Raw genomic sequence first — 24,795 nt, forward strand, 5'->3', positions numbered from 1 at the left:
ATAATTATAAACAAAAAACTACTAACTTAAAATTTGAATGTTGCATTTAAAAATACTCTTGTTGGCAACACAGGACGACCTACAAAAAACTCCTCATCTGTTTGGTTGTTACCTAACCTTGGAGAACCTTCTGTAATACCATCTGAATTAAAAAGGTTAAATACTTGCGTACCTATCCTTAATGTTTCTCCCTCTTCACTTAAACTAAATGTATATCCTAAATTAAGGTTAGATATACCTATAGCATCTAATTCTATTGTATTTGTTTCATTAGTAAACTTTTTACCAGTGTAGTTAAAATCAAAACTAGCATCTAGCTTAGCATCATCATAACTAACACCTAAAGCACTAATAATATTTGGTTGTCTTCTTAATTCATTTCCTTCTATTGTTGGATCGTTCTCTGACTTTGTAATTTCATGATGTTGGTATGTAAAAGACCCTGTAAAAGCAAAATTATCTGCAAAACTCCAGTTCCAAGTACCTTCAAAACCATATGTATTAGAGTCTTGCTTGTCTACATCCTCTGTAAACCCACCTCCTGGAGCGTTAATAAAACTAACCGAACGTCTGTCTTTTAAACTAACATCATAAATAGCTGCTGTTGCAGAAAAACCAGGAACACCGTACTTAATTCCTAATTCTCCTTGAAGAATTTTTTCTGTATCGTAAGATGATGGATTGCCCAATGCATCAAACTTTGTACCTCTTAATTCTGGAAAAAAATACCCTCTAGAGAAGTTACCATACACACTTAAATTATCATTTACTTTATATAATGCCGCTGCTGCCACAGCAAAATCATCTGCATACACATGACCTCTTGTATAACTCCCATCTCCCCAAGTAACGTTATCTAAACCTGCAATACCTGTATTATCTACTAGGTAGGATGCTGTTCCTTCATTTTCTATATCTCCTGAGGCTCTTTCATATCTAATACCAAAATCTAAATTCCAACGATCTAGCTTAATTTCGTCTGCAACAAAAGCTGCTATTTTATTACTAGAAATGTTACGGTTTGTATATGCTAAACCTCTGTTTGTAACACCGTTTACACTATAACCAGAAACATTTACCAAGCTAGGTCTATTATTGTATTCTCCTAAATACCTTGTTATAACATTAAAATCTCCTGCCTCTGATCTAGAAAAAAATGTACCAAAGGTTAGGTTATGCACACCTGCTGTTTTGGTTAGTTTAATATCTGCCATAAGCTCTCGCAAAGGTCTGTCTCTATCTAAAATTCGGTTTTCAAAAAGTAATGCATCTGCAGCTAAAGGTTGCCCATTTAAATAAGTAAAATCTCCACTTGCTAAACCTCTAGCATCTAAATACTCTTGCTGTGTTTCTACAACTTTTGCTCCGCCTACACCGCTACCATCTAAAAATAAATTAAACTGGTGCGCATATTTAGAGTAACGTAGTTTTGCATCTAGTTTAAAAGCATCATCAAACTTATGCTTAAAATCTGCCATTATGTAAGATCCTTTAGTAGACACACCATCTTGTATTGGAGATGTGTAAATACCGTCTGGAGTTCTGTAAGATATGTCTTGAGCTGCAGCTGTTTGTAACGTAAAAATTTCATTACCATCATTACCATAAGGTCTTTCTCTAGAGCCACCTTCTAATGGGTAAGGTAAAAAAAACTGCACCTGATCATCTATATACTTACCAGAAATTGTAATTGAACCCTTTTCTGTTACGTGTTTAATATTACCTCTTAACTGAAAACCTTCTGTTGGTAAACCAGTAATAATTGGTCCCTCATCATACCTGTAAAAACCAGATAATGCATAAAAGGTTTTAGAATCTTCTCCTCCCAAAGGGCCACTAGTTACAAAATCTGCTTTGTATCTAGAATTGCTACCAAACTCGGTTCTTAATGTAGTTTTTTGCTGAACTGTACCGGTAATACTTGTATAGTTTATAATACCTGCAACAGAACCTACACCATATAATATTGATGATCCACCACGTACGAATTCTAAACTTTTAATACCTATATCGTTCCTAAAATACACATCATGTGCAGATGAGTTTAAACCAAATGTACTTAACACGGGCATACCATCTATTTGTAATGGGTTAAACTGGTATTGGCCACCAGAAGGCAAACCTCTAACAAAAATGTTAGATGCAACCTCACCACCACCACCTTCTGCAGTAATACCTGGTACACTACGTAGCACATCTGCCTGGCTACTTGTATTTACTTTTGCTAATTGTTTTGCCCCTAAAGAGGTTACAGATAAAGGCGTCTCTTTTTGAGATCTTTTTGTAGATGTTGCTGTAAGTAAAACCTCATCTAGTTGTTGTCCGTCTGCATTTAAAATAAAGTTTAATGTAACTGGCGATCCAGATAAATTAACTGTTTTTTCTACTGTAGTATATCCTATATATGTTACTCTTACTATTTGCGAACCAGTTAAACCAGTGCTTAACGTATAGTTTCCATCAAAATCTGATGTTGTTCCTTCACTTGTGCCTTTAATAATAATGTTTGCTCCATCTATTGGAACACCATCTGCATCTTTAACCGTACCAGAAATATCTGTTTGACCAAACACACTTGGAATGCTAAACATTAATGCAAATGCAATAATTAGATTTTTCATTTTTGTTGAGTTTTTAATTAAGTTAAGTTTGTAGTCAGTTATTTATATATAATACAATTGCAAAGTAAATTTATAATGATAATCATAATATTTAAGCAATTTTATTACAATAAAACAATGCAAACGTTTGTGCAATCGATTGCATAAATGCTTTTTTTTGACTATATTAACTTACAAACCCCAAAGTAAATGGCTAAACAAGGCAACATAACGTTAAAAGAGCTATCTAAAAGACTAAATGTATCTGTATCAACAGTTTCCAGAGCATTAAACAATCATCCAGATATTAGTCCGGCTACAATTAAAAAGGTGCAAGACCTAGCCAAAGAATTAAACTACATACCCAACTTATTTGCTAAAGGATTTAGAGCAAAAAAAACAAACACCCTAGGAGTTGTTGTACCTAATATTTGCCACAGTTTTACTGCTACAATTTTAAAAGGTATTTTAACCCAAGCAGAATCTTTAGGTTATAGAGTAATTATATCTGAATCTAAGAACAACGAGGAAAAACAATTAGAAATGCTAAAAACTATGATACAGTTTGGTGTAGATGGCGTTTTAATGTCATTGGCAAGAAAAACAAAATCTATAGATGGTATATTGGGTATTTTAAACCGTATTCCTTTGGTATTGTTTGATAAGGTATCTGACAAAATACCGTGTACACAAATTGTTATTGATGAAGAAGAAGCGTCATACAATGCGGTACTGCACTTAGTTGGTTTAGGAAAAAAAAGAATTGCTATTTTAAAAGAAACAGATAACTCTTACAACTCTGAAAAGAGGTTTAGTGGTTACAAACGTGCTTTAGCTGAGTCTAATATTGCTTTAGATGATACATTAATTTTTAATGCAGAAGCTGTTACTTTAGAAAGCGGAAAAAGAATAACCAAACAAATTACCGCAATGGACCATAAACCCGATGCCATTTTTGCTATTACTGATAATGCAGCAATTGGAGCCATACAAACCTTAAAAGAGCACAATATTAAAATTCCTGATGAAATTGCTGTTGTTGGTTTTAGCAACTCTACTAAAGCAACAATTATTACCCCTAGCCTTACAAGTGTTAACCAACCAGGAAGTAAAATAGGGGCAACTGCTGTTAACTATTTACTACATGAGGTTTTAAACCCTAAGGAAGCTATGATAACTAAAACCATAGAGGTAAAAACAAATTTAGTTGTTAGAGAATCTACCTTTACTGGGTAAAACGCTAACAACTAAATTTAAATATACTTGTGTTTTTATTTATTTTTTACGCATAAATACAGAAATTGGAACTCCTTCAAAATTAAAGTTCTCTCTTAATTTATTTTCCAAAAAGCGCTTATACGGGTCTCTTACATATTGTGGCAAGTTACAAAAGAATGCAAATTGCGGATAAGGAGTTGGTAATTGCGTACAAAACTTAATTTTAACAAATTTACCTTTGTATGCTGGCGGAGGATTATTTTCTATAATAGGCAACATAACATCATTAAACTTACGTGTTTGTATTTTTCTTGCTCTATTATTGTACACCTCTACAGCAGTTTCTATAGCCTTAAAAATACGTTGCTTAGTAAGTACAGATATAAAAATTATAGGCACATCTGTAAAAGGTGCTATGGCTTGCTTAATACGTGTAGTGTATTCTTTTATGGTATTAGTTTCTTTGTCCTCTACCAAATCCCACTTATTAACTAATATAACAATACCTTTATTATTACGCTGTGCTAACCAAAAAATGTTTTCTACCTGACCATCAAAACCACGAGTGGCGTCTAACATTAAAATACAAACATCTGCGTGCTCTATTGCTCTAACAGAACGCATTACAGAGTAAAATTCTAAATCTTCTTTTACTTTGGCTTTTCTACGTATACCTGCAGTATCTACCAAGTTAAACTCAAAACCAAATCTGTTGTATTTTGTATCTATACTGTCTCTGGTAGTACCTGCTACATCTGTAACAATATACCTCTCTTCACCAATTAAGGCGTTTATAAAAGAAGACTTACCGGCATTTGGTCTACCAACTACAGCAAACCTTGGCAAATCGTCGTTTTCTTTTTCTTTTTCTGGAAGTACTTTTACAACAGCATCTAACAAATCTCCGGTACCACTACCGTTAATACTTGCAATTGTAAAATAATCTCCTAAACCTAGCGAATAAAATTCTACGGCATCCTCTGCTCTTTTAGCATTATCTACCTTATTAACCACTAAAAATGTTGGCTTATCTACTCTGCGCAATAATTTAGCAACATCTTCATCCATACCAGTTACGCCAGACTCTACATCTACCATAAATATAATAGCATCTGCCTCATCTATAGCTAACTCTACTTGCTTGTCAATTTCTGCTTCAAAAACGTCCTCACTTCCTAATACGTACCCACCAGTGTCTATTAGAGAAAACTCAACCCCATTCCAATCACTTTTACCGTAGTGACGATCTCTTGTAACACCACTTACGGCATCTACAATTGCTTCTCTACGTTGAATTAATCTATTAAAAAAAGTGGACTTCCCTACATTTGGTCTTCCTACGATGGCAACAATAGCACTCATTCTCTTTTATTTTTTTGCAAAAGTACTATTAATATCTGAAGAAAAACAGTATCTTTTTGTTTACTATCTGTTTACATCATGAAAACATTACCTAACAACATTGTTTTACGACCAAGATTTGTTTTAAAATTAAACTTATCTAGCTCTTCAATTTTAAATGAATTTGAAAAAACAGCTAGCAACCATATTACTTGCAACCGATTAGATGAACACCTCTTTTTAAAAATTAAACCCAATAACATTCACTTTTGGTCTCCACAACTTCATTTAGAAATACTTAGTACAAGTAAGGAGAGCTGTAAAGTTTATGGTGTTTTTGGTCCCAACCCATCTTTATGGACCTTTTTTATGTTTATACATTTTGCCTTAGCAATTGCTATTTTAGTTTTTGCCGTTTGGGGATACACAAACTGGTCTTTGCACAAACCTTATTTTTTACAACTTAGCAGTATTGTTTTTATGAGTTTTACTTGGGTGTCTTTGTACTTTTTTGGTCGTATAGGAAAACAAAAAGGACAACCACAAATGACTGAACTTTATACTTTTATGCAACAAACTATTGCCAAATGTACTTTATAAAAAAAAACTTAACAACTACTAAGCGTAGCCACTAAGGTTTTTTTAGAATATAAATTACAACTTATTTTACTTCGTAAATTGAAACAGTGTTAGAAACCTCATTGGTAACTATTACTAGGTTTTCTCCAGACGGACTATCTTCTGCAGAAACTGTAATTAAACCTTCTGGAGCAACATCACTACCGTTAAAAATCCAATGTACATATTCTGGAGCTGCAGGATTGCTAATATCATAAACCAACACACCACCTGTACGCTCCAAACCAACAAATAACAAGGTAGTATCTTCAATTTTTAATGTAGCCACCGCTTCTGGTTCGGCTCCTTTGTCATCACTTCTGCCATCTGCCTCGCCTTCATCTGCATTAAAATAAGCAGGATTAACTTCTAATGTTTTTTTGCCAATAGCATCTCCACTATCGTAAACTAAAGTACCATCTGTGTTCCATATAGAAAATGATCTTCCACCGTAAGAATACAGCTCATCAAAATCTCCATCATTGTCTATATCACCATTTGCCGTAGTAATTTTAAGCCTACCTAAATTTTCATCTAATTGAAGGTCTGCCGCATTAAGAAAAATTGTTGGATCTAAGGTTATATCTTTAACACGTTCTTCTTCAGAATACCCATCATAATCCCTAGAATCTCCTTCATTAGCAGAAATAATATAACCAGCTCCGTTTACAGATGCGTACGTTATAGCATCTGGCATAAAAAAACCTTTTACTGGCCAGTTTTTAAAATTACCAACAATATCATCTTTATTACTAGCATCTAACATATTTTCTGCCAACATATGGTCTTTTACACCCAAACCAAAAACCTGAGTTATACTTTTAGAGCTTAAGTTTACTACAGCTATACCATTATTTTCTTGTAAAGAAACATAAGCATATTTACTATCGTTAGAAACCGCTACATACTCTGGCTCTATATCTTGCGCAACAGTTGCACCCGGGCCAAATACTCTAAAATTATTACCTATGTTTTGATTGTTAAAACCAGCAAAACCCAACTGTGCTACCTCATTATTTTTTAAATCTACAACAGTAATAGAACCCTCTGGATCTACCGTATAGTCATCATTTGGTTCGCCTTCATTAGCAGATATAATATAATTACCATCTGGACTAAAAGTTACCATATCTGGCAAAGCACCCGTAGTATAGGTGTTTTCTAAAACCTGAGTATTTGTATTGTAAGTTACAATTTGCCCATTTGCTTGTTTGTTTGCATTTTCTACAGCAACCGCTAACACACCATTATAAGTAGCTACGCTATTAGGTGTACCGTTTAAAGCAATAGGAGTTAGTTTAGATGGTGATTCTGGTGAAGATAAATCCCAAACCGAAACTTCGTTATTATTAGGATTTACTACAAATAGTTTTTTAGAAACCTTGTCATAAGCACTAATTTCTGCAAAACCTTCATCTCCGGCACCATTGGTAAAACCTCCTATTTTATTAAACGTTAAGGCAGAAGTATCTATAGGAGTTTCACCGCCACTGTTATCGTCTTTATCACAAGAAATAAACAGCGCTACAAATAATGCAGCACTTAATACATATTTTTTCATTTTCAGGTTGATTATATAGTTCTCCCAAAAATGATAATGTAATATAACTTTATTGTAAACTTAAAAACAAAGAAAGGTTAGCTTTTAGCCTTTATTGTAACCAAAACGTTTTAACTGGTTTGCATTGCTACGCCAATTTTTATTTACTTTAACGTAAAGCTCTAAGTGTACTTGCTTGTCAAAAAACTTTTCTAAGTCTTTACGTGCCTCTACACCTACTCTTTTTAAAGCAGAACCTTTGTGACCAATAATAATACCTTTTTGCGAATCTCTTTCTACCATAATTACGGCACGCATTCTAATAATATCTTTGTCTTCAAAAAATTCTTCTGTATCTATTTCTACAGCGTAAGGAACTTCTTTTTTATAAAATTGAAGTATTTTTTCTCTAATAGTTTCGTTTACAAAAAAACGTTCTGGCTTATCTGTTAACTGGTCTTTAGGGTAGTACGCAGGAGACAGTGGCAACAACTCTATAATTCTAAGAAAAATCTCTTTTATATTAAAGTTCATTAAGGCAGAAATTGGGTGTATTTCTGCTGTTGGCAATTGCTCTTGCCAATATTGTACTTGCTCCTCTAGTTTTTCTTGCTCAGAGGCATCAATTTTATTTAATAATAATAGTACCGGTATTTTACTATTTTTCAACTTATTAAAAAACGCTTCATCTTTTAATGCTTTTTCTCCTATTTCTACCATATAAATAAGAATATCAGCATCTTCAAAAGCAGTTTTTACAAAATCCATCATAGAACTTTGCAATTCATAAGCTGGTTTTATAATTCCTGGTGTATCAGAAAGTATTACCTGAAAATCATCACCATTAACAATACCCAAAATACGATGTCTTGTAGTTTGCGCTTTAGAGGTAATAATAGACAGTTTTTCGCCCACAAAGGCATTCATTAAAGTAGATTTACCCACATTTGGGTTTCCTATAATATTTACAAATCCGGCTTTATGAGTCATTTTACTATTTTATCATTTAAAATGCAAAGGTACACTATTGTACGGCTTTACTACAATGCAAACCCTAAAATTAAGTATAATATAATGGTTGCAATACCACCAATTAAGGCATAAGGCAACTGTGTATTTACGTGATCTATATGGTCACTAGCAGAAGACATAGACGATATTATTGAGGTGTCTGATATAGGTGAACAATGATCGCCAAAAATACCACCACCTAAAGTTGCTGCAATTACTAACGTTATTGGCGCTTGGTGTACCTCTGCCATTGGTATTGCTATAGCCATCATTATTGCAAATGTACCCCATGATGTACCTGTAGAAAATGCTATAAAAGAACTAATTACAAAAATTATGGCTGGTAAAAACTCTGGCGACAACCAGTCTTTAGACCATTCTGCTACAAATTTACCTGTACCCAACTCGTTACAAGCATCGCCAATTGCAAATGCTAATAACATTAATAGTGCTAATGGCATAAGCTCACTAATACCTTTTAAAACCAAATCTATCATTTCTTTGGTTTTCATTATTTTTTGAGACCTGTACAACACCATTGCTACCAAAATAGCAGTTAATACTGCGTATAATACAGAAGAAGATCCAGATCCTTGACCAATTGCTTTAAATATATGGTCTGATGTTGATACTGCATCTGTAACATTACCCCAACCTGTGTACACCAAGTTTATAGGCATCATAAACACCATTGTAACCAAAGGAATAATCATATTATACGCCTTTGCTTTTATACCTTCTTTTGGTGCTAACGAAGTAACCTCACTAGACAACATAGGTTTAGAATTGTCGTTTAAAAGCTTACCTGTTTCTCGGGTTCTTTTTTCTGCTTTGGCCATAGGACCAATATCTTTTTTAGACACAATTACAATTACTACTATTGCAATAGCTAAAATTGGATAAAAGTTATATGCTATGGATGACAGCATTAACCCAAACGGATTTTCTAAACCTTGTGTAACCAACAAGCCCATAATAAAAGCTCCCCACGCATTAAAAGGAATTAGTATAGATGATGGCGCAGAACTAGAATCTGCTATGTACGCTAATTTTTCTCTTGGTATTTTTAACTTATCAAAAACGGGTCTGTACAACGTACCTACTGTTAAAGAGCTTATACTGGTTTCTACAAACAATAAAATACCTGTTAATAATGCCAGCAATTGTACAATTACTCTGCTGTAGCCTGTTTGTTTTTTTTCAAAATACGCAATTACTTTGTTAAGCTGATTGATAAAACCCTCTACACCTTTAGAGTATTGTATAAATAAAAGTAAAGCACCCACCAAGGCACTAAACATAATGGTTCTTGTATTGCCCTCTGACTTAAATACATTTACCATACCTTCTATGGCACTTAAAGTACCAGTTAAAAAGTTCCAATCGTTTATAATAATCCACGAAAACCATATGCCAAAAAGCAAAGCTATGTATACTTGTTTGGTACGTAATGCTAGTACAATTGCAATTATTGGAGGTAGTATTGATAGCCAGCCGTAATTATCCATAAAAAATAGATTTAGTAAAGGTTTTATAAAACGTTACAAAATAGTAAGATTTTATAGAATACTAGCTGTTTTAAGCGTCAAAAAAACAGACTAAAAAGTGCTAAGTAAATATTTTTTAGAATTATTTTGATTTTGGCTTGCTGGATAGAAAAAAGGTTGTATATTTGCAGTCCGAAATATAACGGTCAGCAGTTATGATCTGAGAGTTAAAAGCTAAGATGTTTATTTTGGAAACGCAAATCGCGGGATAGAGCAGTAGGTAGCTCGTCGGGCTCATAACCCGAAGGTCACTGGTTCGAGTCCAGTTCCCGCTACAAAGTTTAAAAGCTTCACAGAAATGTGAAGCTTTTTTTATGCGCTAAATTTAAATAGGCACTTCTACTCTATTATGCTGTTTTACTCATATTTTCTATTTACACTTAAAATAGAAAAGTTACCTACAACTAATTTTATACCATTTATAAATAAATTATACCCAATTACACATTTCCGTAATTGAACCAAAAAAAATAGGTTTACATTGTGTTGAAATTGAGCAACTAAACTGCAATGTTTGCGCTTGTGCAATCATATTAGAAGAATAAACGTGAGTAATTGTAGTTGACAATTGGTCTAAACAAATACAAAAATAACAAACTAACCAAATGGAAACAGGGTTAATAATCGCGATTTTAGTTTTAGGAATTACTCTTTTGATTTCAATGAATCAACACAAAAAAGTTAAAACCAAATTAACTTCTGAAATAAAAAACAAGAGTGCGGAATTATCTAGCAAAATAGACGAAAATGGTAAGCTAAATTCTGATTTGAAGAGATTTAGCGGAATCATATCTATTGAGAGCGAGATTAAATCAAAAAACAAGGAATTTTCAGAAATTCAGGCAAACACAGCAGAATTAAACGATAAGTATATTAATGCAAAGTCAATTTATAAAGAATTAGAAAGAGACATTAAACTTTACAGAAATGATCTCGAATTTGTTGAACTTGGAATTTACGAACCAATATTTGATTATGAAACTTCTGAAAAATATAAAGAACAATTAGTAAACATTAAAACTAAGCAAAAACAACTTATAAGAAATGAAAATGCTTGTATTTGTAATACCAATTGGCACGTAGGAAACAGCAGAAAGCAGGGTGAAATTATGACAAAGCGTTATATAAACCTTACTCTAAGAGCGTTTAATGGAGAGTGCGACACTCTAATTTCTAAAGTAAGATGGAATAATGTAAAACGGTTTGAGGAAAGGATTATAAAAGCATTTAATGCAATTAATAAACTTGGTAAATCAAATGATGTTCTCATAACAGATGAGTACTTAAGATTAAAGTTAGATGAACTTCATTTAGCTTATGAACTTGAATTCAAAAAACAGCAAGAAAAAGAAGAACAGAGAGCTATAAGAGACGAACAAAGAGAAGAAGAAAGAGCACAAAGAGAATTTATAAAAGCAAAAAAAGAAGCCGAATTGGAAGAAAAAAGATTCCAAAAGGCTCTAGAAAAAGCACAAAAAGAACTTGGATTAGTAAGTGGCGAAGAACTTGAAAAATTAAATACTCAAATATCAGAACTACAAAAAAACCTTCAAGAAGCTCACGAAGCAAAGGAAAGAGCAATTTCAAGAGCACAAGAAACAAAATCAGGACACGTATACATTATATCAAATATTGGTTCTTTTGGCGAGAATATATATAAAATTGGAATGACAAGAAGACTTGAACCAATGGATAGAGTTAAAGAATTAGGAGATGCGTCCGTTCCTTTTAAATTTGACCTACACGCTCTTATTTTTACCGAAAATGCGCCAGAGTTAGAGAATTTACTACAAAGAGAGTTTGACGATCGAAGAATAAACAAAGTAAACTACCGAAAAGAATATTTTAGAGTTACACTTGATGAGATTGAAGAAGTTATCCGCAAAAAATACCATAAAGATGTAAAGTTTATTAAAGTTCCTGAAGCGCAAGAATACAGAGAAACAAAATCAATAATAAAACAATTAGAGTTAGCTAAACAAGAGCAAATTGAAAACGAAATTGAAAAATATCCAGACAGTTTACTTTAAAGGGTACTTTCTATAAAAATAGCCATAAGTAATTGCTTGTTCTCAACAACTTCTGAAGACCTTCACTGGTTTTTCAATTTGAGAAGTACTTGTTAAACCACGCAACAAAATATATACAAACAATTTGGTAACCATTACTAATCAAACTCTAAAAAATGAAAAAAACTTTAGAATATAAGATACTTAAATATTTATCAGAAAACAATAATGGCACTTGTATAGATGTTTCTGCAATTGAAAATAATTCCGACTTTTTAAAAAGTGTAATAAAAGATTTAAAAGAGAGAAACTTTATAGAAACACTAGAATATCCAGGTAAACCTATGGAAAAATTTGTTGGTATTATTCCATCTGACAAACCAGCAAAATGTAAAATTAAATTATCAGGAATTGAATATTTAGAATCATTAAAACCACAACCTATTCCTAAATACCAAAAAATATATTTACCTCTTTTTATTGTTTTTGGAATTTCAACAATGACTTTTGCTTATTTAAACTACAGTTCAAACAATAAGAATGAAATTCTAAAATTCGAAGTTGACTCTCTAAAGAATGTCTCTCGGATTTACAAAGACTCTGTTGGATTACTAAAATTGCAAGTAAAATTATATAAACATCAGTCCTTAATTGACACATTAGAAAACAAAAATTAACCCGAGTTATATAATGTACGGATTTAAAAAATTAGAAAACAAAAATTAACCCGAGTTATATAATGTACGGATTTAAAAAAACTGTACTCAACAAACAACTAACCTAAAAACAAATTCTTCGTTATTTAAAGACTTTATTATAGTAAGCACATAAACTTTAAAACAAGTTCTATGAGCTTTTTTATGCACTAGTGTTATAAGTGGTGACCAATACTTCCTTTTTTAATATGATTTATGTTCTTTTTCCGCTTAAAAAATAAGAGTAACTTTAGTTTGCATTACTTAAGCTAACATTAATGAAAAGCAACTCTGAGCATAAAATATACGACTGTATTATTATTGGTGGTGGACAAGCAGGTTTATCTGTTGGTTATTTTTTTAGAAGAACTAAATTAGAGTATCTTATTTTAGATGAACAAGATACCGTTGGTGGTGCTTGGTTAAAAACTTGGGACAGTTTAAAACTATTTTCGCCTGCTGCATACAGTTCTTTATCTGGTTGGCAAATGCCTAATACAGATGAAGAATACCCAACAAAAAGTGAATTTATTAATTACATTACTGCTTATAAAAAAAGATACAATTTTCCTGTAAACTATAGTACAACTGTGCAACAGGTTGTTAAAGAACATAATTTATATAAAACAACTACAAACAAAGGTATTTTTTATAGCAAAACACTAGTAAGTGCTACGGGTACTGCTAAAAATCCTTTTATTCCAACATATCTAAAAGCAGACATTTTTAAAGGAGAGCAAATACATTCTGTAAATTATAAAAATGCTAGTAGTTTAAAAGATAAAAATGTTATTGTTGTTGGCGGCGGTAACTCTGGTGCTCAAATTTTAGCAGAGGTATCTAAAGTTGCTAAAACAAAATGGGTTACCTTAAAAGAACCTATTTTTTTACCAAAGGAGATAGATGGTCGTTATTTGTTTAAACAGGCTACAGAAAGCTATGTTAATAACGACACTAAAAGCTATACCAAGAAAGTTTCATTAAGTGATATTGTACAAATTAAAACCGTACAAGAAGCCTTAAAAAGAGGTGTTTTTAAAGATTACAGGCCTTTTACATCCTTTTATGAAGATGGTGTTATTTGGGAAGACAACACGAAAGAACCTGTAGATGTAATTATTTGGTGTACTGGCTTTAAAGCTAATTTAGAACATTTGTCTGCATTGCAAATTACCAAAAACAGCAAAATAAACACAACAGGCACAAAAGCTACAGATATAAATGGCTTGTGGTTGGTTGGCTATGGCAATTGGACGGGTTTTGCCTCTGCTACTATTTATGGCGTTGGAAAAACTGCTAAACAAACTGTAAAGGAGATTGTTGCTTATATTGGCGGTTTGTAAGGATACTTTATTAAAATTACAAACGATATAAAAAGCCACAAGTTTATAAATAAACTTGTGGCTTTTTACTTTTTATGACACGAATATATACTGATACAGGGCGAAAAAAAACTGAGTATTTCATCACTCTTAAAAATTACATTACTTAGCATATATAACTACAATACAGAATTAAATTTTACATAAAAATGAAAAATAGATATTTACTAACAACAATATGTACATTACTTATTAGTGCTTTTGCATTAGGGCAAACAATAAGCCTTGGTAGTGATGAGCCCGAAACAAACCAGTATAGTAATGACAAAATTGCTACATCTATTAAAGAGATCTTAAATACTACAAATAACAAGGATATTTTAGGTAATGAAAAAGTAGAAAAAGACCTTATTATTGTTTTAAAAAACGATGGAGAAATAACGTCTTATGATTTAGAAAGTTTGGACCAAAAATGGAATATTAAGTTTACAGATAGCTCTTACAATAAAATGAGGAATCAGTTTAAAATTGAAAACTCTATTTTATATGCTACAAGCACACAAAAAGAAATTATTGCTGCTAATGTAAATGATGGCAGTCTGTATTGGAAAACAGAAATTGGTATGCACTCTGGCGTAGATAAAAGGTATGAAATTAGTGGTCAGCATTTACCAATACAAGGAAATTTAATTTTTTTAGCATCTAACAACAAACAACTATACGCTTTTAACAAATATACAGGAGACAAAGTATGGAACTACAAGCTACAGTTTCCGTATAATAACTATACGCCTGTTTTAAACAAAGATAACCTTGTAATATCTAACGCGCCTTATGTGTACTCTTTTAAATCGCAAACAGGACAAGCAATTTGGCAAAGAGGTTTTGGTAAAACCCCTATGTATTCTTTAATGCAGATTGATGATAAAAAAGCTTACGTAGCTAACGAATATAATAAAGTATATGCTTTAAATATTGATGATCTAGCATCTATAGCTTGGGAATACGAAACCGAACATACATATGCAAATATAGACAGCAACACTATACTAGACGAAGGAACTTATTATTTTGCATCTGAAACAGATAATGATACCTTAGATGTTATTGCTTTAAATAGTGATAACGGAGAATTACTATGGAAAACTAGTTTAAACATTGATGGTGATGATGTTAGGTACTTTAGCAAATACAACAATTATATTTATGGTTTTACAAAGGCTGATACTAATGCATTTTTTATGCTAAACGCTGCAGATGGTAAGCAGTTAAAAATTAGTCAGCCTAAGGAGAAGATTTTATCTAATATTTTTATTTCTAATGGCGAACTAACGTTTTTAACAAAAAACTATTTTGTAACCTACAACCTTAAAACAAAAAAGTACGCTTACAAAGACATTAAACTAGAATATGAGGTTAATGATGCTTTTAATTTATATTTTGAAATAGTAAAAGCAAACTAGCCGTTATACTACATAAGTATATATAAAAATGAAAAAAGCCTATAAAGTATTTTTAGTATTAAGTTTACTCTTATTAATACCATTTCTTATCTCTTTTTTTCCTTCATCACCAACAGCTAGTACTTATACTCACAGAGATCCGTCTGGTTTTGGTAGTGGGTATGAATCTGCTATAATTGATTTTATTAAGGATGTTGTAAGAGTTGTATTTGGCTTATTTGCTACTATAACAGTAATGTTAAAACTAGCCTTATCTCCAGATAAATAATCTTTTATATTAGAGTTTTAAATGTAAGCAAGTTTTAAAAGATAATACTAGTAGTAACAGTGACTTATTTTGTCTTTATCTATTTTATAAAGACCCGTTAATCCTTTGCATTAAAACAAGACTTAAGCATCTGGTATAAATCTGGATGCTTTTTTTTCATTATTTCTGGTTTTTCAAAAAAATATTCTGAAGCTACTGCTAAAAACTCAGCTTCATTTGTACCACCATAATTTCTAATATCTGATTTGTTATCATTAATATCTTCCATCTTTTTATGTATGGTTTTTAACCAAGGAATTACATAAGGCTCCTTAAGCAAACGTTCTGGTATACCGTCTATTACACCGTCTTGCTTATCTATTAAATGTATAAATTCATGTATTCCTGTATTGTGAATGCGAGACTTATTTTTAAACCCATTGTGTAGTGCTTTTCTAGATAAAAGCATCTGATTTTTAAACTGTCCGTTACCCACCATACCTGCAATATTCCTGTCCTTATCTTTTTTAGCAAAACTTAGGTCTTCATTAAAATGCTCTGGATATACAAGTACTGTACTTAAATGTTTGTAATGCCACTCACTAAAATTAAATACCGGAATTACTGCACTAGATGCAATTAAAACTTTATCTATATCCTCTAGGTTAAAACCAACACTTTCTATATGCACTTCGCTTAAAAATAGCATTATTCGTTTTTGAAATCTTTGTTGCTCTGCTACAGAAAGCTTTTTATAAAACCTTACATTAGAAACCAACAACGTGTGCCATTTAGGAGGAAAAATTTCTACTTTTTTATTTCTAGTAATTACAAATGCATAAATAGCAAAAGCTATTAAAAGGGTAAATCCTATGGTATAAAACATATAGTGGCAATCTAAAAATTAAAACGGGATCTAAACTAAAAAATAGCTAAAAAGAAAAACCCCGTTTAAGTTACGGGGTTTAAATTTAAAAAAGTTTTTTACATAAAAATTATTTTTTTGCAGAAGGCGGAACAGCTGGTCTTACTTCAACTTTACTTGGTAAAGTTCTTGGATTCATTTGTATTAAATCTACTACCATTTGCCCTATATCTTCTGGCTGTATTTTCCAAGCATCTGCATCTGTAGGTGTGTGTCCGTTAAAATACGTGGCTACAGAGCCTGGCATAATAGTAGTTACTTTGATATCATACGGTCTTAGGTCTAACATAATAGCTTGTGAAAAACCTACCACAGCAAATTTACTAGCGTTATAAGCTGCTCCTTTTTCAAAATAATTAGTACCAGCCAAACTAGCTATAGTAATAATGTAACCTTTGGACTTTTTAAGGGCAGGTATTGCAGACTTTACGGTATTAAAAACTCCTGTTACATTTATATCTATAACGGCATTCCAATCCTCTGCACTCATTTCATCAACAGGAGAAAATCTTCCTACGCCTGCGTTAGCCACGCAATAATCTAATTGTCCCCACTTGTCTACAACTTGTTGTATAGCATTTTCTTCGTCTGCTAGGTTTCTTACATCAGATTTAATTACTAAAACCTCTGCATCCCCAATAGTTTTTAAGTGTTTTTCTGCCTCATCTAAATCGTTCTGTGTTCTTGCAGTTATAGCTACATTAACTCCTTGTTTTAGCAATGCCTCTGCTATTCCTAATCCTATTCCCTTAGATCCGCCTGTTATGTATGCAGTTTTTTTCATTTTATATTATTTATAATTATTTCTAAAATTAATAAGAAATTCTGTTTTATTCTGTGGTATAATAATCCATAACAAAAACATCATCTATTAGCGAACCTATATTTTTTATAAGTGCTAAATGTTCTTTGTGAACTAAATATACCTCTAGTGCTTTTTCATCTTTAAAAGTAAGCATAAAACTATGAGTAAACCCTTTACTTTTTCCTTCTTTACTATTGTTAATTCCCCATTCAAAATCTATAATCTCAGGAATTTTATTTTTTAACGCTATAAAATCTTCTACTGCCCTATTCACCTCTTTTGGTGTAGCCGCATCTTTGTATTTTAAATTTACAACGTGCCTAAGCTTTTTGTTATTTTTTGGATTAAAATTTACTTTATAGGCAAACATCTTTTTTACTTTTGGATCTACAGAACCAGATAGAAAAAAGAAATTCTCTTTAATTTTTATTGATGTTAAACCGTAATAAATAGGGTAGTTAGTATTTAACACGCCAGAAGGTTTTAATACGCCATTTGCGTTTAATTTACATAATTGTATGCTATTATCATCTCGTGTACCTATTGCTACTAATGCTTCAGAATCATCATTTTTTAATATTTCAATACGTGTTTGTCCTGCTAATTTTGTGGCAGCATTGTTAACTAAAACAGAATGAGGAATAAGTTCTCCTGCCTCATTAACCTTAAAAACGCTTACACCATCGCCATGAAAAACAAAATCTTTCTTTTTAATAAAATTACTTCTTTTATAGTATTTATGATGTCTATGCCCTACAACAATATAATGGTTACCTCCTAAAGTAACTCCGTTTACAGGGTATGCACCTGTTAAGTAACGGTTGGTGGTATTGTCTGCAATGTTATTTATATTTTTAAATGTGCCATTATTAAAAACCTCAAAACTACTAATGCCATTGTCTTGAAAACCACCTGTAATAAGATACGTTTTGCCATTTATTTTATGCGAATACATACCAATTATACCGTCTGTATGTATAAGATCATCATCTACAAGCGATTGTATATGACTAAGTTTTCCGTTGTTATGTATTTTAAAACAACTTAAACCAGGTGTGCTCTCTAGCCCACCAACAAAAAGGTAAAAATTGTTTTTTATAGGAATAACTTTAAGGGTAATAACTGTACCTAAATATGTTTCTGGTGTATCGTTTAATACAAATACTCTTTGTAAACTTCCAGTATCCTCTATACTATAAACCTCTACACTATTGCCTCCTTTGTTACCTACAAATAAATAATCTGTTCCTTTAATGTTATAGGCTACCAAACCTCTTGCTGGTCCTTTTTTGTTCTGCAACTCATAAGCACCAACTGGTGTTAATTCTCCGGTAGCGTTTAGTTTAAATACATTTATAAATGCACCATCTCCTCCAGAGAACACGTAATTAACCCCGTTTTTCTTATAAGTAGTGGCTGTTACTGTGTTGTACTTAGTTGTTTTATAATCTGTTTGTTCTAAAATGGCTTGGTTATTATTTACTAGTTGTGCGTTACTTAAAAAAAAGCAGCAACTAACTATAAGACAAAATATACTTTTAATCCAATTCATTTTATTTTCTTTTTTTCTCTGTTAATATAGATTTTGCTCCGTAAGTCGCTATTTTGTGGTCTTCTTCTATTGTACCACCACTTACTCCTATGGCTCCTATTATTTTTCCTTCATTGTTTTTTATAGGGACTCCTCCTGGAAAACTTACTAACCCATTATTAGAGAGTTCTATATTGTAAATAATACCACCTGGCTGGGTAAGCTTACCTAAATCTCCTGTAGCAATATTAAAATAACGAGAAGTTTTTGCCTTTTTTATAGCTACATCTATACTACCCAAAAAGGAATCGTCCATACGTATAAAAGCTTTTAAATTTGCTCCTGCATCTACCACAGCAATATTTACCAAAACTCCCATACTTTCTGCTTTATTTTTTGAAGCTAAAACAGCACTTAAAGCATCTTTATCTGTTATGTTTTGCGCTACTAAAACAGTTGAACTAAAAATTAGGAGTACTAATAAAAGTCTACTGTGTTTTAAAGTTTTTCCTTTTGGTTTAGAGGCAATTTTATGGTTATAAAAATTCATCATTACTGGTTATTACATTTACATTACATGCAAATCTCCAAAATGAAATTGAAAAAAAAGTTGAACAAGTTCAACTATAAAATACTATTTTTTATTTTTTTTAATCTTACTTAAAAACTCGTGTCTAATACCAAGGTAACCTGCTATTTGTTTATCTGTTAGTTTTAAAGAAATATTTGGATATGTATTTATAAAATACAAATATCTTTCTTTAGCTGTTAGGGAATGGTTGCGTATTAACCTTCTTTGCCATGATACAATTGCTTTTTGAAACATTATTTTAAAAAGCTTTTCTACAATTGGGAGTGAGCTGCACAATGCCTGCTTGTCTTCTCTACTAATTAACAACACCTTACTATCTTCTAAAGCTTGTATATTTAATTCTGATGGGGATTGATTCATAAAACTATCTATATCCATTAACCACCAGTCTTTTGCTGCAAAATACAACGTATTATCATTGCCATTTTTATCTAATGAAAACACTCTAAAGCAACCTTGTACTACAAAACCTTCAAACTTACAAATGCTACCCTGAGTTAATAAAAACTCTTTTTTCTTTATTTCTTTAGTTGTAAAGTAAGAGCATATTTGTTCTAGCTCTTTACTAGAAAGGTCTAAGTTTCGTTTTAAATTATCTTTTAATAATTGGTAAGGCATCATTTTAAAAAATAAGTTAATCTAATGTAGCTAAATACTCTTCTGCATTAGTTAAGTGAGTTTGTTGCTTTTCTTTATCCATTTTATCGTACATACGCACTAACATTCCTAACCTTGGGTTAGACAAGAAAAAATCTCTTTGTGTATGCATAAACCTCCAAAAGAGTCCGTCCCAAACGTCTTGCCACTCTCCTTTTTTGTAATTACTCATTTTCATTAAATAATTACTACCACTTATGTAGGGTTTAGTTGCCATTAAACCGCCATCTGCAAACTGACTCATACCATACACATTGGGTACCATTACCCAGTCATAAGAATCTATAAACAATTCCATAAACCATTGGTATACCTCATCCGGATGAAACTCGCATAACAACATAAAATTACTTAGCACCATTAAACGTTCTATATGGTGGCAATAACCGGTTTGCAATAATTTTTTTATAGTTTGGTCTATTGGTGGTATACCTGTTGTTCCGTTATAAAAAGATGCCGGTATTTTACGTTTAAACCTCCAATAGTTAGTAGTGCGCTCCTCTGTTCCTTTAGCAATATACATACCTCTAATAAACTCTCGCCAACCTATAATTTGGCGTACAAAACCTTCTGTAGAGTTTATGGGTACATTATTAGTTTTAGCATAGTCTAGTGCTTTGTCTATAATGTCTTTTGGTGTAATTAACCCCACATTTAACATTGGTGTTAATACACTGTGGTTTAATATAGAGTTTTCTGCAACAATGGCATCTTCATACACACCAAACTCCATAAATCGTTGGTCAAAAAATTGTTGCAACCAATCTTCAGTTTCTTTAAAACTTGTTGGATATAGACGCTGTTCTGTTAACTTTCCTAAGTTGTCTGCAAAATTTTTATTTACATACTCTTCTGCTTCTTTATAATACTCATCTACATCTGGAAACTGAATTGCCGGTGGTGTTTTTTTAGCCGGATATTTTTTACGATTCTCCGAATCATATGTCCACTTACCACCTTCTGGCTCTCCGTTTTCATCAATAAGAACATCTAATTTTTTACGCTGCTCTTTGTAAAAAGTAGTTTGGTGGTATTTTTTTTTGTCTGCTGTAAAAAACGATTCTAAATCATCTTCTGTATTTATAAATAAAGGCGAAGTGTGTACTGTGGTTTTTATTCCTGCTTTTTCTGCACTTTCTTCAATTCGTTTTTTTAACCAATTATCTGTTGGATCTATATAATTTATATGCTCAACATTATTCTTTTTTAACGCTTGTATAAATATTCTAATATCAGATTTTTTATCTGTTGATGCAATGTAATTAACTTCACTATTATGTTCATCAATTAAAAAATCGCTATACCTCATCATAGTTGCTCTATGAAAAGCAATTTTTTGCTTGTGAAAAGAGTACTGTTTAAAAAATAAATACTCTTCTATTAAATAAATGGTTTCCCCATTACCTAACATAGGAGATTTTTTAAATAATTGATGCGGAAAAACTATACTTATACTTTTCATTTATTTCTTTTACAACGTTGACTGCAATACTTAACCTCTTCCCAATTTTTCTCCCACTTTTTACGCCAAGTAAATGGACGTTCACAAACAATACATATTTTTTGTGGCAGATGCTGCTTTTTCATTTTTATTATTTTTTTCTGGGCTTTACGTGTGTATTTAATATACGATCTTTTTCATTCTCTACAGCAGGGTGCTTTTTATGTCCCCAAATTTTATCTCTGGCAGCCTTAGCACTTGTTTGTAAATCTACAATAGGCATCGGGTAATCTTCACCTATAATTACACCACAAAATGTTTGCTCCATTAAACTCATTTTCCAGGGCTCGTGAATATAACTTACAGGTACGTTAGCTAATTCTGGAATCCACTTTTTTATAAACAATCCTTCTGGGTCGTGCTCCAGTGAGTTTTTTACTGGGTTGTACAAGCGTACTGTATTAACACCTGTTGTACCTGCTTGCATTTGAAACTGAGGATAATGTATACCAGGCTCATAATCTAAAAATAAACGCGCCAAATGGTATGTACCTTCACGCCAATCTTGATCTAGATTTAAAGTTAAAAATGAAACTAACATAGCACGCATTCTAAAGTTTATCCACCCTGTTTCTGCAACTGCTCGCATACAAGCATCTACTAGAGGGTAGCCTGTAGTGCCAGTTTTCCAAGCCTTAATATGATCTTCATTTGTAGGATGCTCTAAAAGTTCATACCCTTTATTTACACAGTCAGTCTCATAAGTACATTCTACCTCAAACTTTTGAATAAAATGGCAATGCCAATTTAGCCTTGTTAACATTGCAGAAAACGCATTACTATTTTTTGTGCCATTAGGGTGCGTCCCTATAAACTGAAAAGCTTGCTTTACACTAATATTACCCCACGCTAAATAAGGAGAAAGCCTACTACAAGACATTCTACTTTCTGTTGGTTTAGAAATGTGTTTTTGGTACTTAAACCCTCTTTTAGCGGCAAAAGATTTTAAATAACGCCAGGCATTAATTTCACCTGCTGGCTGGTACTGTTTTGGGTAATTTTTTAACTTATTTTTTAACTCTGTTGGCAGCAAATATTTATGATTTACAACCTCTACCTTCTCTGTACTATTATATGTGTTTTTAATTACAGGTTGGTGCATTGTTTTATGCCATTGGGTACTCCAATCTTGTCTGTTTTTAATGCCTCGTAAAATACCGTCTCTTTGGTACTCTTGCCAATTTATACTGTTGTTATTAAAAAATTGTTTTACCTTTTTATCTCTTTGCCAAGTAGCCAAAACTCCACTTTCTTGATAACTAAAAACATTTTTAATATCATAAGTATCACTCAAAAAATTAAATGCAGTAATAGCGTCTGCATAAAACACTGTAACATTTTTGTTAAATGGTTCTAAAGTAGTATTTAGTACTTTTATAGAGTGATAAACAAACTGTAAATGCCTTAAACTAGTATCTGGATAATTGATGAATTTTGGCTCAAACAAATAAATAATTATATAAGGAACATTAGCCTGTTCTGCTTTTTGAAAAGGTCTATGATCCTGAGAACGGATGTCTCTTTTTAACCAAACTATATTTATGGTTTGCTTTTTCAAAAAATAAGCTCTTTTTTACATTTTTTCCAGAATGAAAAAAAAGATGGATAGTAACCATTTACAGTAAACATCCAATCTCTTGCATCTTGCTTTCCTTGGTAATGTATTACCGTTGGGTGTTCTTTAAAATAGATTTTTTTTAACTGATGCTCAGCAACTAAATCTGAAAATTCTCCTACATAAACCTGTATATTACTAATATTATCTTTTACTAATTTTAGCATAAAATCTATGCTTTTTTTAGATACCGGATACTTTTTAAAATGAGAAGGCTCTAATAACAAAACTCTATTTACAATTTCTTCTTTTCTCCAATTAGGATCTAGATTGTAAAAATTATAAATACAGGTTGGCAATTCCTTATTTAGTTTTATTTGCAGAGGTTTAAGAAGTGTAGTTGTTAAATCTACACCTATGTTTTCTTCTAATTCTTTAGGTATTTTTAAAGAGTCAAAAGCACTATAAGGAACATCTAAAAAAGTATTATTTTGTTCTGTAAAACAATACTTATTAATATTTTCTTGGTTTGCATAATATTTTTTATTGGCATTAGCCCCAGCTACCCATTGCCAACTTAGCGCATTGCTTGCCCAATCTGCATCTAACAAATAATAATACATCCATTGGGCTGGTTGTAACCAATGGCTCTGGGCTATATTACAAGCCAAAGAGGCTACATACATACGCAAATGGTTGTGCATATAACCAGTACTTTCTAATTTACGTATTGCATCATCTACAGCAATTATTCCTGTACTTGCCGTTACAATTGACTTTGGCATTTGTGTGTTAGACACAGGTGTTTGTTTGTGTTTTAAATCGGTATTAATTTCTTCACCTTTTGTTATCCAAACCTGTTGCCAATAATCTCGCCACGCCAATTCTTGTATAAATTTTTCTATTTGCGCCGGTGTGTATCCTTTAGCCAAAACCTCTTTTAATACATATTTGGTAGAAATTACACCTCTAGAAATGTAGGGAGACAAATAAGTTACCGCTCCGTTTATGTAATTTCTTGTAGATGCATATTTTACAGGGTTAACGTGGTTTACACGTTGGTAAATTTCTTTTATAGCAGTAGGAAATTCACTTGGCGTGTTATCTTTAAATAAACTCATAGATAGCCATTATTTAAATCTTTTCCCAGATAAGCTCCACATTTAAGTAAAAACTACCTATATAATTAAAGTTACATTCGTTAGGTTTTATAATGGATAAAAAAGTTTCGTTATTATCTCTTTTATATAAGTGGTAGGTTTGCCCTACAATAGGTTCAAAAGTAAACTTAGCATCAAAAATAAGTTTGTTATACTCGTATTGTTCTAGCATAGCATCATACTGTGCTTTAAGTTCTAAATACCTTGCCTCTAACTTGTGGTTTACTTTATTTATGCTTCTATTTTTCCAGGCTATATTATCTGTAGTGGTAATTACTGGTGCGCCAACAGATGTTGCGTATGGCTTAAGTGCCGCATCATACTTCTGATTTTCTACATTAAAAACTATATTATCTGGTTTTTTACTCTCCTTCATTTATAATAACTTGTTTATCAATAACTAAAAAAGAATTAAAAAAAGAAATCCTCTTTTACTTTATAAAGATAAGCATTGTATC

Annotated in this window: 22 protein-coding genes and 1 tRNA gene; 8 read left to right on the forward strand and 15 right to left on the reverse strand. The window is 32.0% G+C overall.

What is annotated here, in order from left to right; all coding sequences use genetic code 11:
• Nucleotides 1–26 precede the first annotated feature (26 nt).
• Complete coding sequence (locus tag BFJ87_RS01240; protein WP_077398856.1) at nt 27–2,621, reverse strand: TonB-dependent receptor; 2,595 nt, start codon at nt 2,619–2,621, stop codon at nt 27–29.
• A 189-nt stretch (nt 2,622–2,810) separates the two neighbouring features.
• On the opposite strand from BFJ87_RS01240, the gene BFJ87_RS01245 reads away from it, so the two are divergent.
• Nucleotides 2,811–3,836, forward strand: coding sequence for a LacI family DNA-binding transcriptional regulator (locus BFJ87_RS01245; RefSeq protein WP_077398858.1), 1,026 nt, complete (start codon nt 2,811–2,813; stop codon nt 3,834–3,836).
• A gap of 39 nt (nt 3,837–3,875) precedes the next feature.
• Here the strand turns inward: BFJ87_RS01245 and der are convergent, their stop codons facing one another.
• The gene (der, locus tag BFJ87_RS01250; protein ID WP_077398860.1) at nt 3,876–5,180 is read right to left on the reverse strand and encodes a ribosome biogenesis GTPase Der; all 1,305 of its coding nucleotides are present in this window, start codon (nt 5,178–5,180) and stop codon (nt 3,876–3,878) included.
• A gap of 78 nt (nt 5,181–5,258) precedes the next feature.
• Between der and BFJ87_RS01255 the strand changes: the two genes are divergently transcribed.
• Complete coding sequence (locus BFJ87_RS01255; RefSeq protein ID WP_077398863.1) at nt 5,259–5,759, forward strand: GTP-binding protein; 501 nt, start codon at nt 5,259–5,261, stop codon at nt 5,757–5,759.
• Between the two features lie 61 nt (nt 5,760–5,820).
• Here BFJ87_RS01255 and BFJ87_RS01260 read toward each other — a convergent pair whose 3' ends face one another.
• The 3 genes from BFJ87_RS01260 to BFJ87_RS01270 form a co-directional block, all read right to left on the reverse strand.
• Complete coding sequence (locus BFJ87_RS01260) at nt 5,821–7,338, reverse strand: choice-of-anchor I family protein (protein WP_077398865.1); 1,518 nt, start codon at nt 7,336–7,338, stop codon at nt 5,821–5,823.
• Between the two features lie 84 nt (nt 7,339–7,422).
• Nucleotides 7,423–8,307 carry a GTPase Era gene (gene era / locus BFJ87_RS01265; protein WP_077398867.1) on the reverse strand — a complete coding sequence of 295 codons (885 nt, stop codon included), beginning with the start codon at nt 8,305–8,307 and terminating at the stop codon, nt 7,423–7,425.
• A 50-nt stretch (nt 8,308–8,357) separates the two neighbouring features.
• Nucleotides 8,358–9,836 carry a Na+/H+ antiporter NhaC family protein gene (locus tag BFJ87_RS01270; RefSeq protein WP_077398869.1) on the reverse strand — a complete coding sequence of 493 codons (1,479 nt, stop codon included), beginning with the start codon at nt 9,834–9,836 and terminating at the stop codon, nt 8,358–8,360.
• A 241-nt stretch (nt 9,837–10,077) separates the two neighbouring features.
• On the opposite strand from BFJ87_RS01270, the gene BFJ87_RS01275 reads away from it, so the two are divergent.
• The 6 genes from BFJ87_RS01275 to BFJ87_RS01300 all read left to right on the forward strand — a co-directional run bounded on the left by BFJ87_RS01275 (nt 10,078) and on the right by BFJ87_RS01300 (nt 15,632).
• Nucleotides 10,078–10,150 (forward strand) — tRNA-Met (locus tag BFJ87_RS01275).
• A gap of 330 nt (nt 10,151–10,480) precedes the next feature.
• On the forward strand, nt 10,481–11,905 hold the full coding sequence (locus BFJ87_RS01280) for an SNIPE associated domain-containing protein (RefSeq protein ID WP_077398871.1): 1,425 nt from the start codon (nt 10,481–10,483) through the stop codon (nt 11,903–11,905).
• 155 nt (nt 11,906–12,060) lie between these two features.
• Complete coding sequence (locus tag BFJ87_RS01285; RefSeq protein ID WP_077398873.1) at nt 12,061–12,561, forward strand: hypothetical protein; 501 nt, start codon at nt 12,061–12,063, stop codon at nt 12,559–12,561.
• A 296-nt stretch (nt 12,562–12,857) separates the two neighbouring features.
• Nucleotides 12,858–13,922 carry an ArsO family NAD(P)H-dependent flavin-containing monooxygenase gene (locus BFJ87_RS01290; RefSeq protein ID WP_077398875.1) on the forward strand — a complete coding sequence of 355 codons (1,065 nt, stop codon included), beginning with the start codon at nt 12,858–12,860 and terminating at the stop codon, nt 13,920–13,922.
• Between the two features lie 188 nt (nt 13,923–14,110).
• A complete protein-coding gene (locus BFJ87_RS01295) occupies nt 14,111–15,364 on the forward strand; it encodes an outer membrane protein assembly factor BamB family protein (protein ID WP_077398877.1) in 1,254 nt (417 codons plus the stop codon).
• 28 nt (nt 15,365–15,392) lie between these two features.
• Nucleotides 15,393–15,632 (forward strand): hypothetical protein, encoded by a 240-nt coding sequence (locus BFJ87_RS01300; protein ID WP_077398879.1) that lies wholly within the window; start codon nt 15,393–15,395, stop codon nt 15,630–15,632.
• 97 nt (nt 15,633–15,729) lie between these two features.
• On the opposite strand, the gene BFJ87_RS01305 is transcribed toward BFJ87_RS01300, so the two are convergent.
• The 10 genes from BFJ87_RS01305 to BFJ87_RS01350 form a co-directional block, all read right to left on the reverse strand.
• On the reverse strand, nt 15,730–16,497 hold the full coding sequence (locus tag BFJ87_RS01305; RefSeq protein WP_077398881.1) for a M90 family metallopeptidase: 768 nt from the start codon (nt 16,495–16,497) through the stop codon (nt 15,730–15,732).
• Nucleotides 16,498–16,606: 109 nt separating this feature from the next.
• A complete protein-coding gene (locus BFJ87_RS01310; RefSeq protein WP_077398883.1) occupies nt 16,607–17,320 on the reverse strand; it encodes an SDR family oxidoreductase in 714 nt (237 codons plus the stop codon).
• Nucleotides 17,321–17,366: 46 nt separating this feature from the next.
• The gene (locus BFJ87_RS01315; protein WP_077398885.1) at nt 17,367–18,893 is read right to left on the reverse strand and encodes a Dabb family protein; all 1,527 of its coding nucleotides are present in this window, start codon (nt 18,891–18,893) and stop codon (nt 17,367–17,369) included.
• A 1-nt stretch (nt 18,894) separates the two neighbouring features.
• Nucleotides 18,895–19,425 carry a GlcG/HbpS family heme-binding protein gene (locus BFJ87_RS01320; RefSeq protein ID WP_077398887.1) on the reverse strand — a complete coding sequence of 177 codons (531 nt, stop codon included), beginning with the start codon at nt 19,423–19,425 and terminating at the stop codon, nt 18,895–18,897.
• 81 nt (nt 19,426–19,506) lie between these two features.
• Nucleotides 19,507–20,082, reverse strand: coding sequence for a Crp/Fnr family transcriptional regulator (locus BFJ87_RS01325; RefSeq protein WP_077398889.1), 576 nt, complete (start codon nt 20,080–20,082; stop codon nt 19,507–19,509).
• A gap of 16 nt (nt 20,083–20,098) precedes the next feature.
• A complete protein-coding gene (locus BFJ87_RS01330; protein WP_077398891.1) occupies nt 20,099–21,583 on the reverse strand; it encodes a cryptochrome/photolyase family protein in 1,485 nt (494 codons plus the stop codon).
• The gene (locus BFJ87_RS01335; RefSeq protein ID WP_013620306.1) at nt 21,580–21,708 is read right to left on the reverse strand and encodes a DUF2256 domain-containing protein; all 129 of its coding nucleotides are present in this window, start codon (nt 21,706–21,708) and stop codon (nt 21,580–21,582) included. Before BFJ87_RS01335 ends, BFJ87_RS01330 begins: the two co-directional genes overlap by 4 nt.
• A 5-nt stretch (nt 21,709–21,713) precedes the next feature.
• Complete coding sequence (locus BFJ87_RS01340) at nt 21,714–23,180, reverse strand: cryptochrome/deoxyribodipyrimidine photo-lyase family protein (protein ID WP_077398893.1); 1,467 nt, start codon at nt 23,178–23,180, stop codon at nt 21,714–21,716.
• Nucleotides 23,177–24,298 (reverse strand): FAD-binding domain-containing protein, encoded by a 1,122-nt coding sequence (locus BFJ87_RS01345; RefSeq protein ID WP_077398895.1) that lies wholly within the window; start codon nt 24,296–24,298, stop codon nt 23,177–23,179. Before BFJ87_RS01345 ends, BFJ87_RS01340 begins: the two co-directional genes overlap by 4 nt.
• Nucleotides 24,299–24,311: 13 nt before the next feature.
• Nucleotides 24,312–24,713 carry a DUF2452 domain-containing protein gene (locus tag BFJ87_RS01350; RefSeq protein ID WP_077398897.1) on the reverse strand — a complete coding sequence of 134 codons (402 nt, stop codon included), beginning with the start codon at nt 24,711–24,713 and terminating at the stop codon, nt 24,312–24,314.
• Nucleotides 24,714–24,795: the final 82 nt, after the last annotated feature.

Source organism: Cellulophaga omnivescoria (assembly GCF_001999725.1).
Taxonomy (GTDB): domain Bacteria; phylum Bacteroidota; class Bacteroidia; order Flavobacteriales; family Flavobacteriaceae; genus Cellulophaga; species Cellulophaga omnivescoria.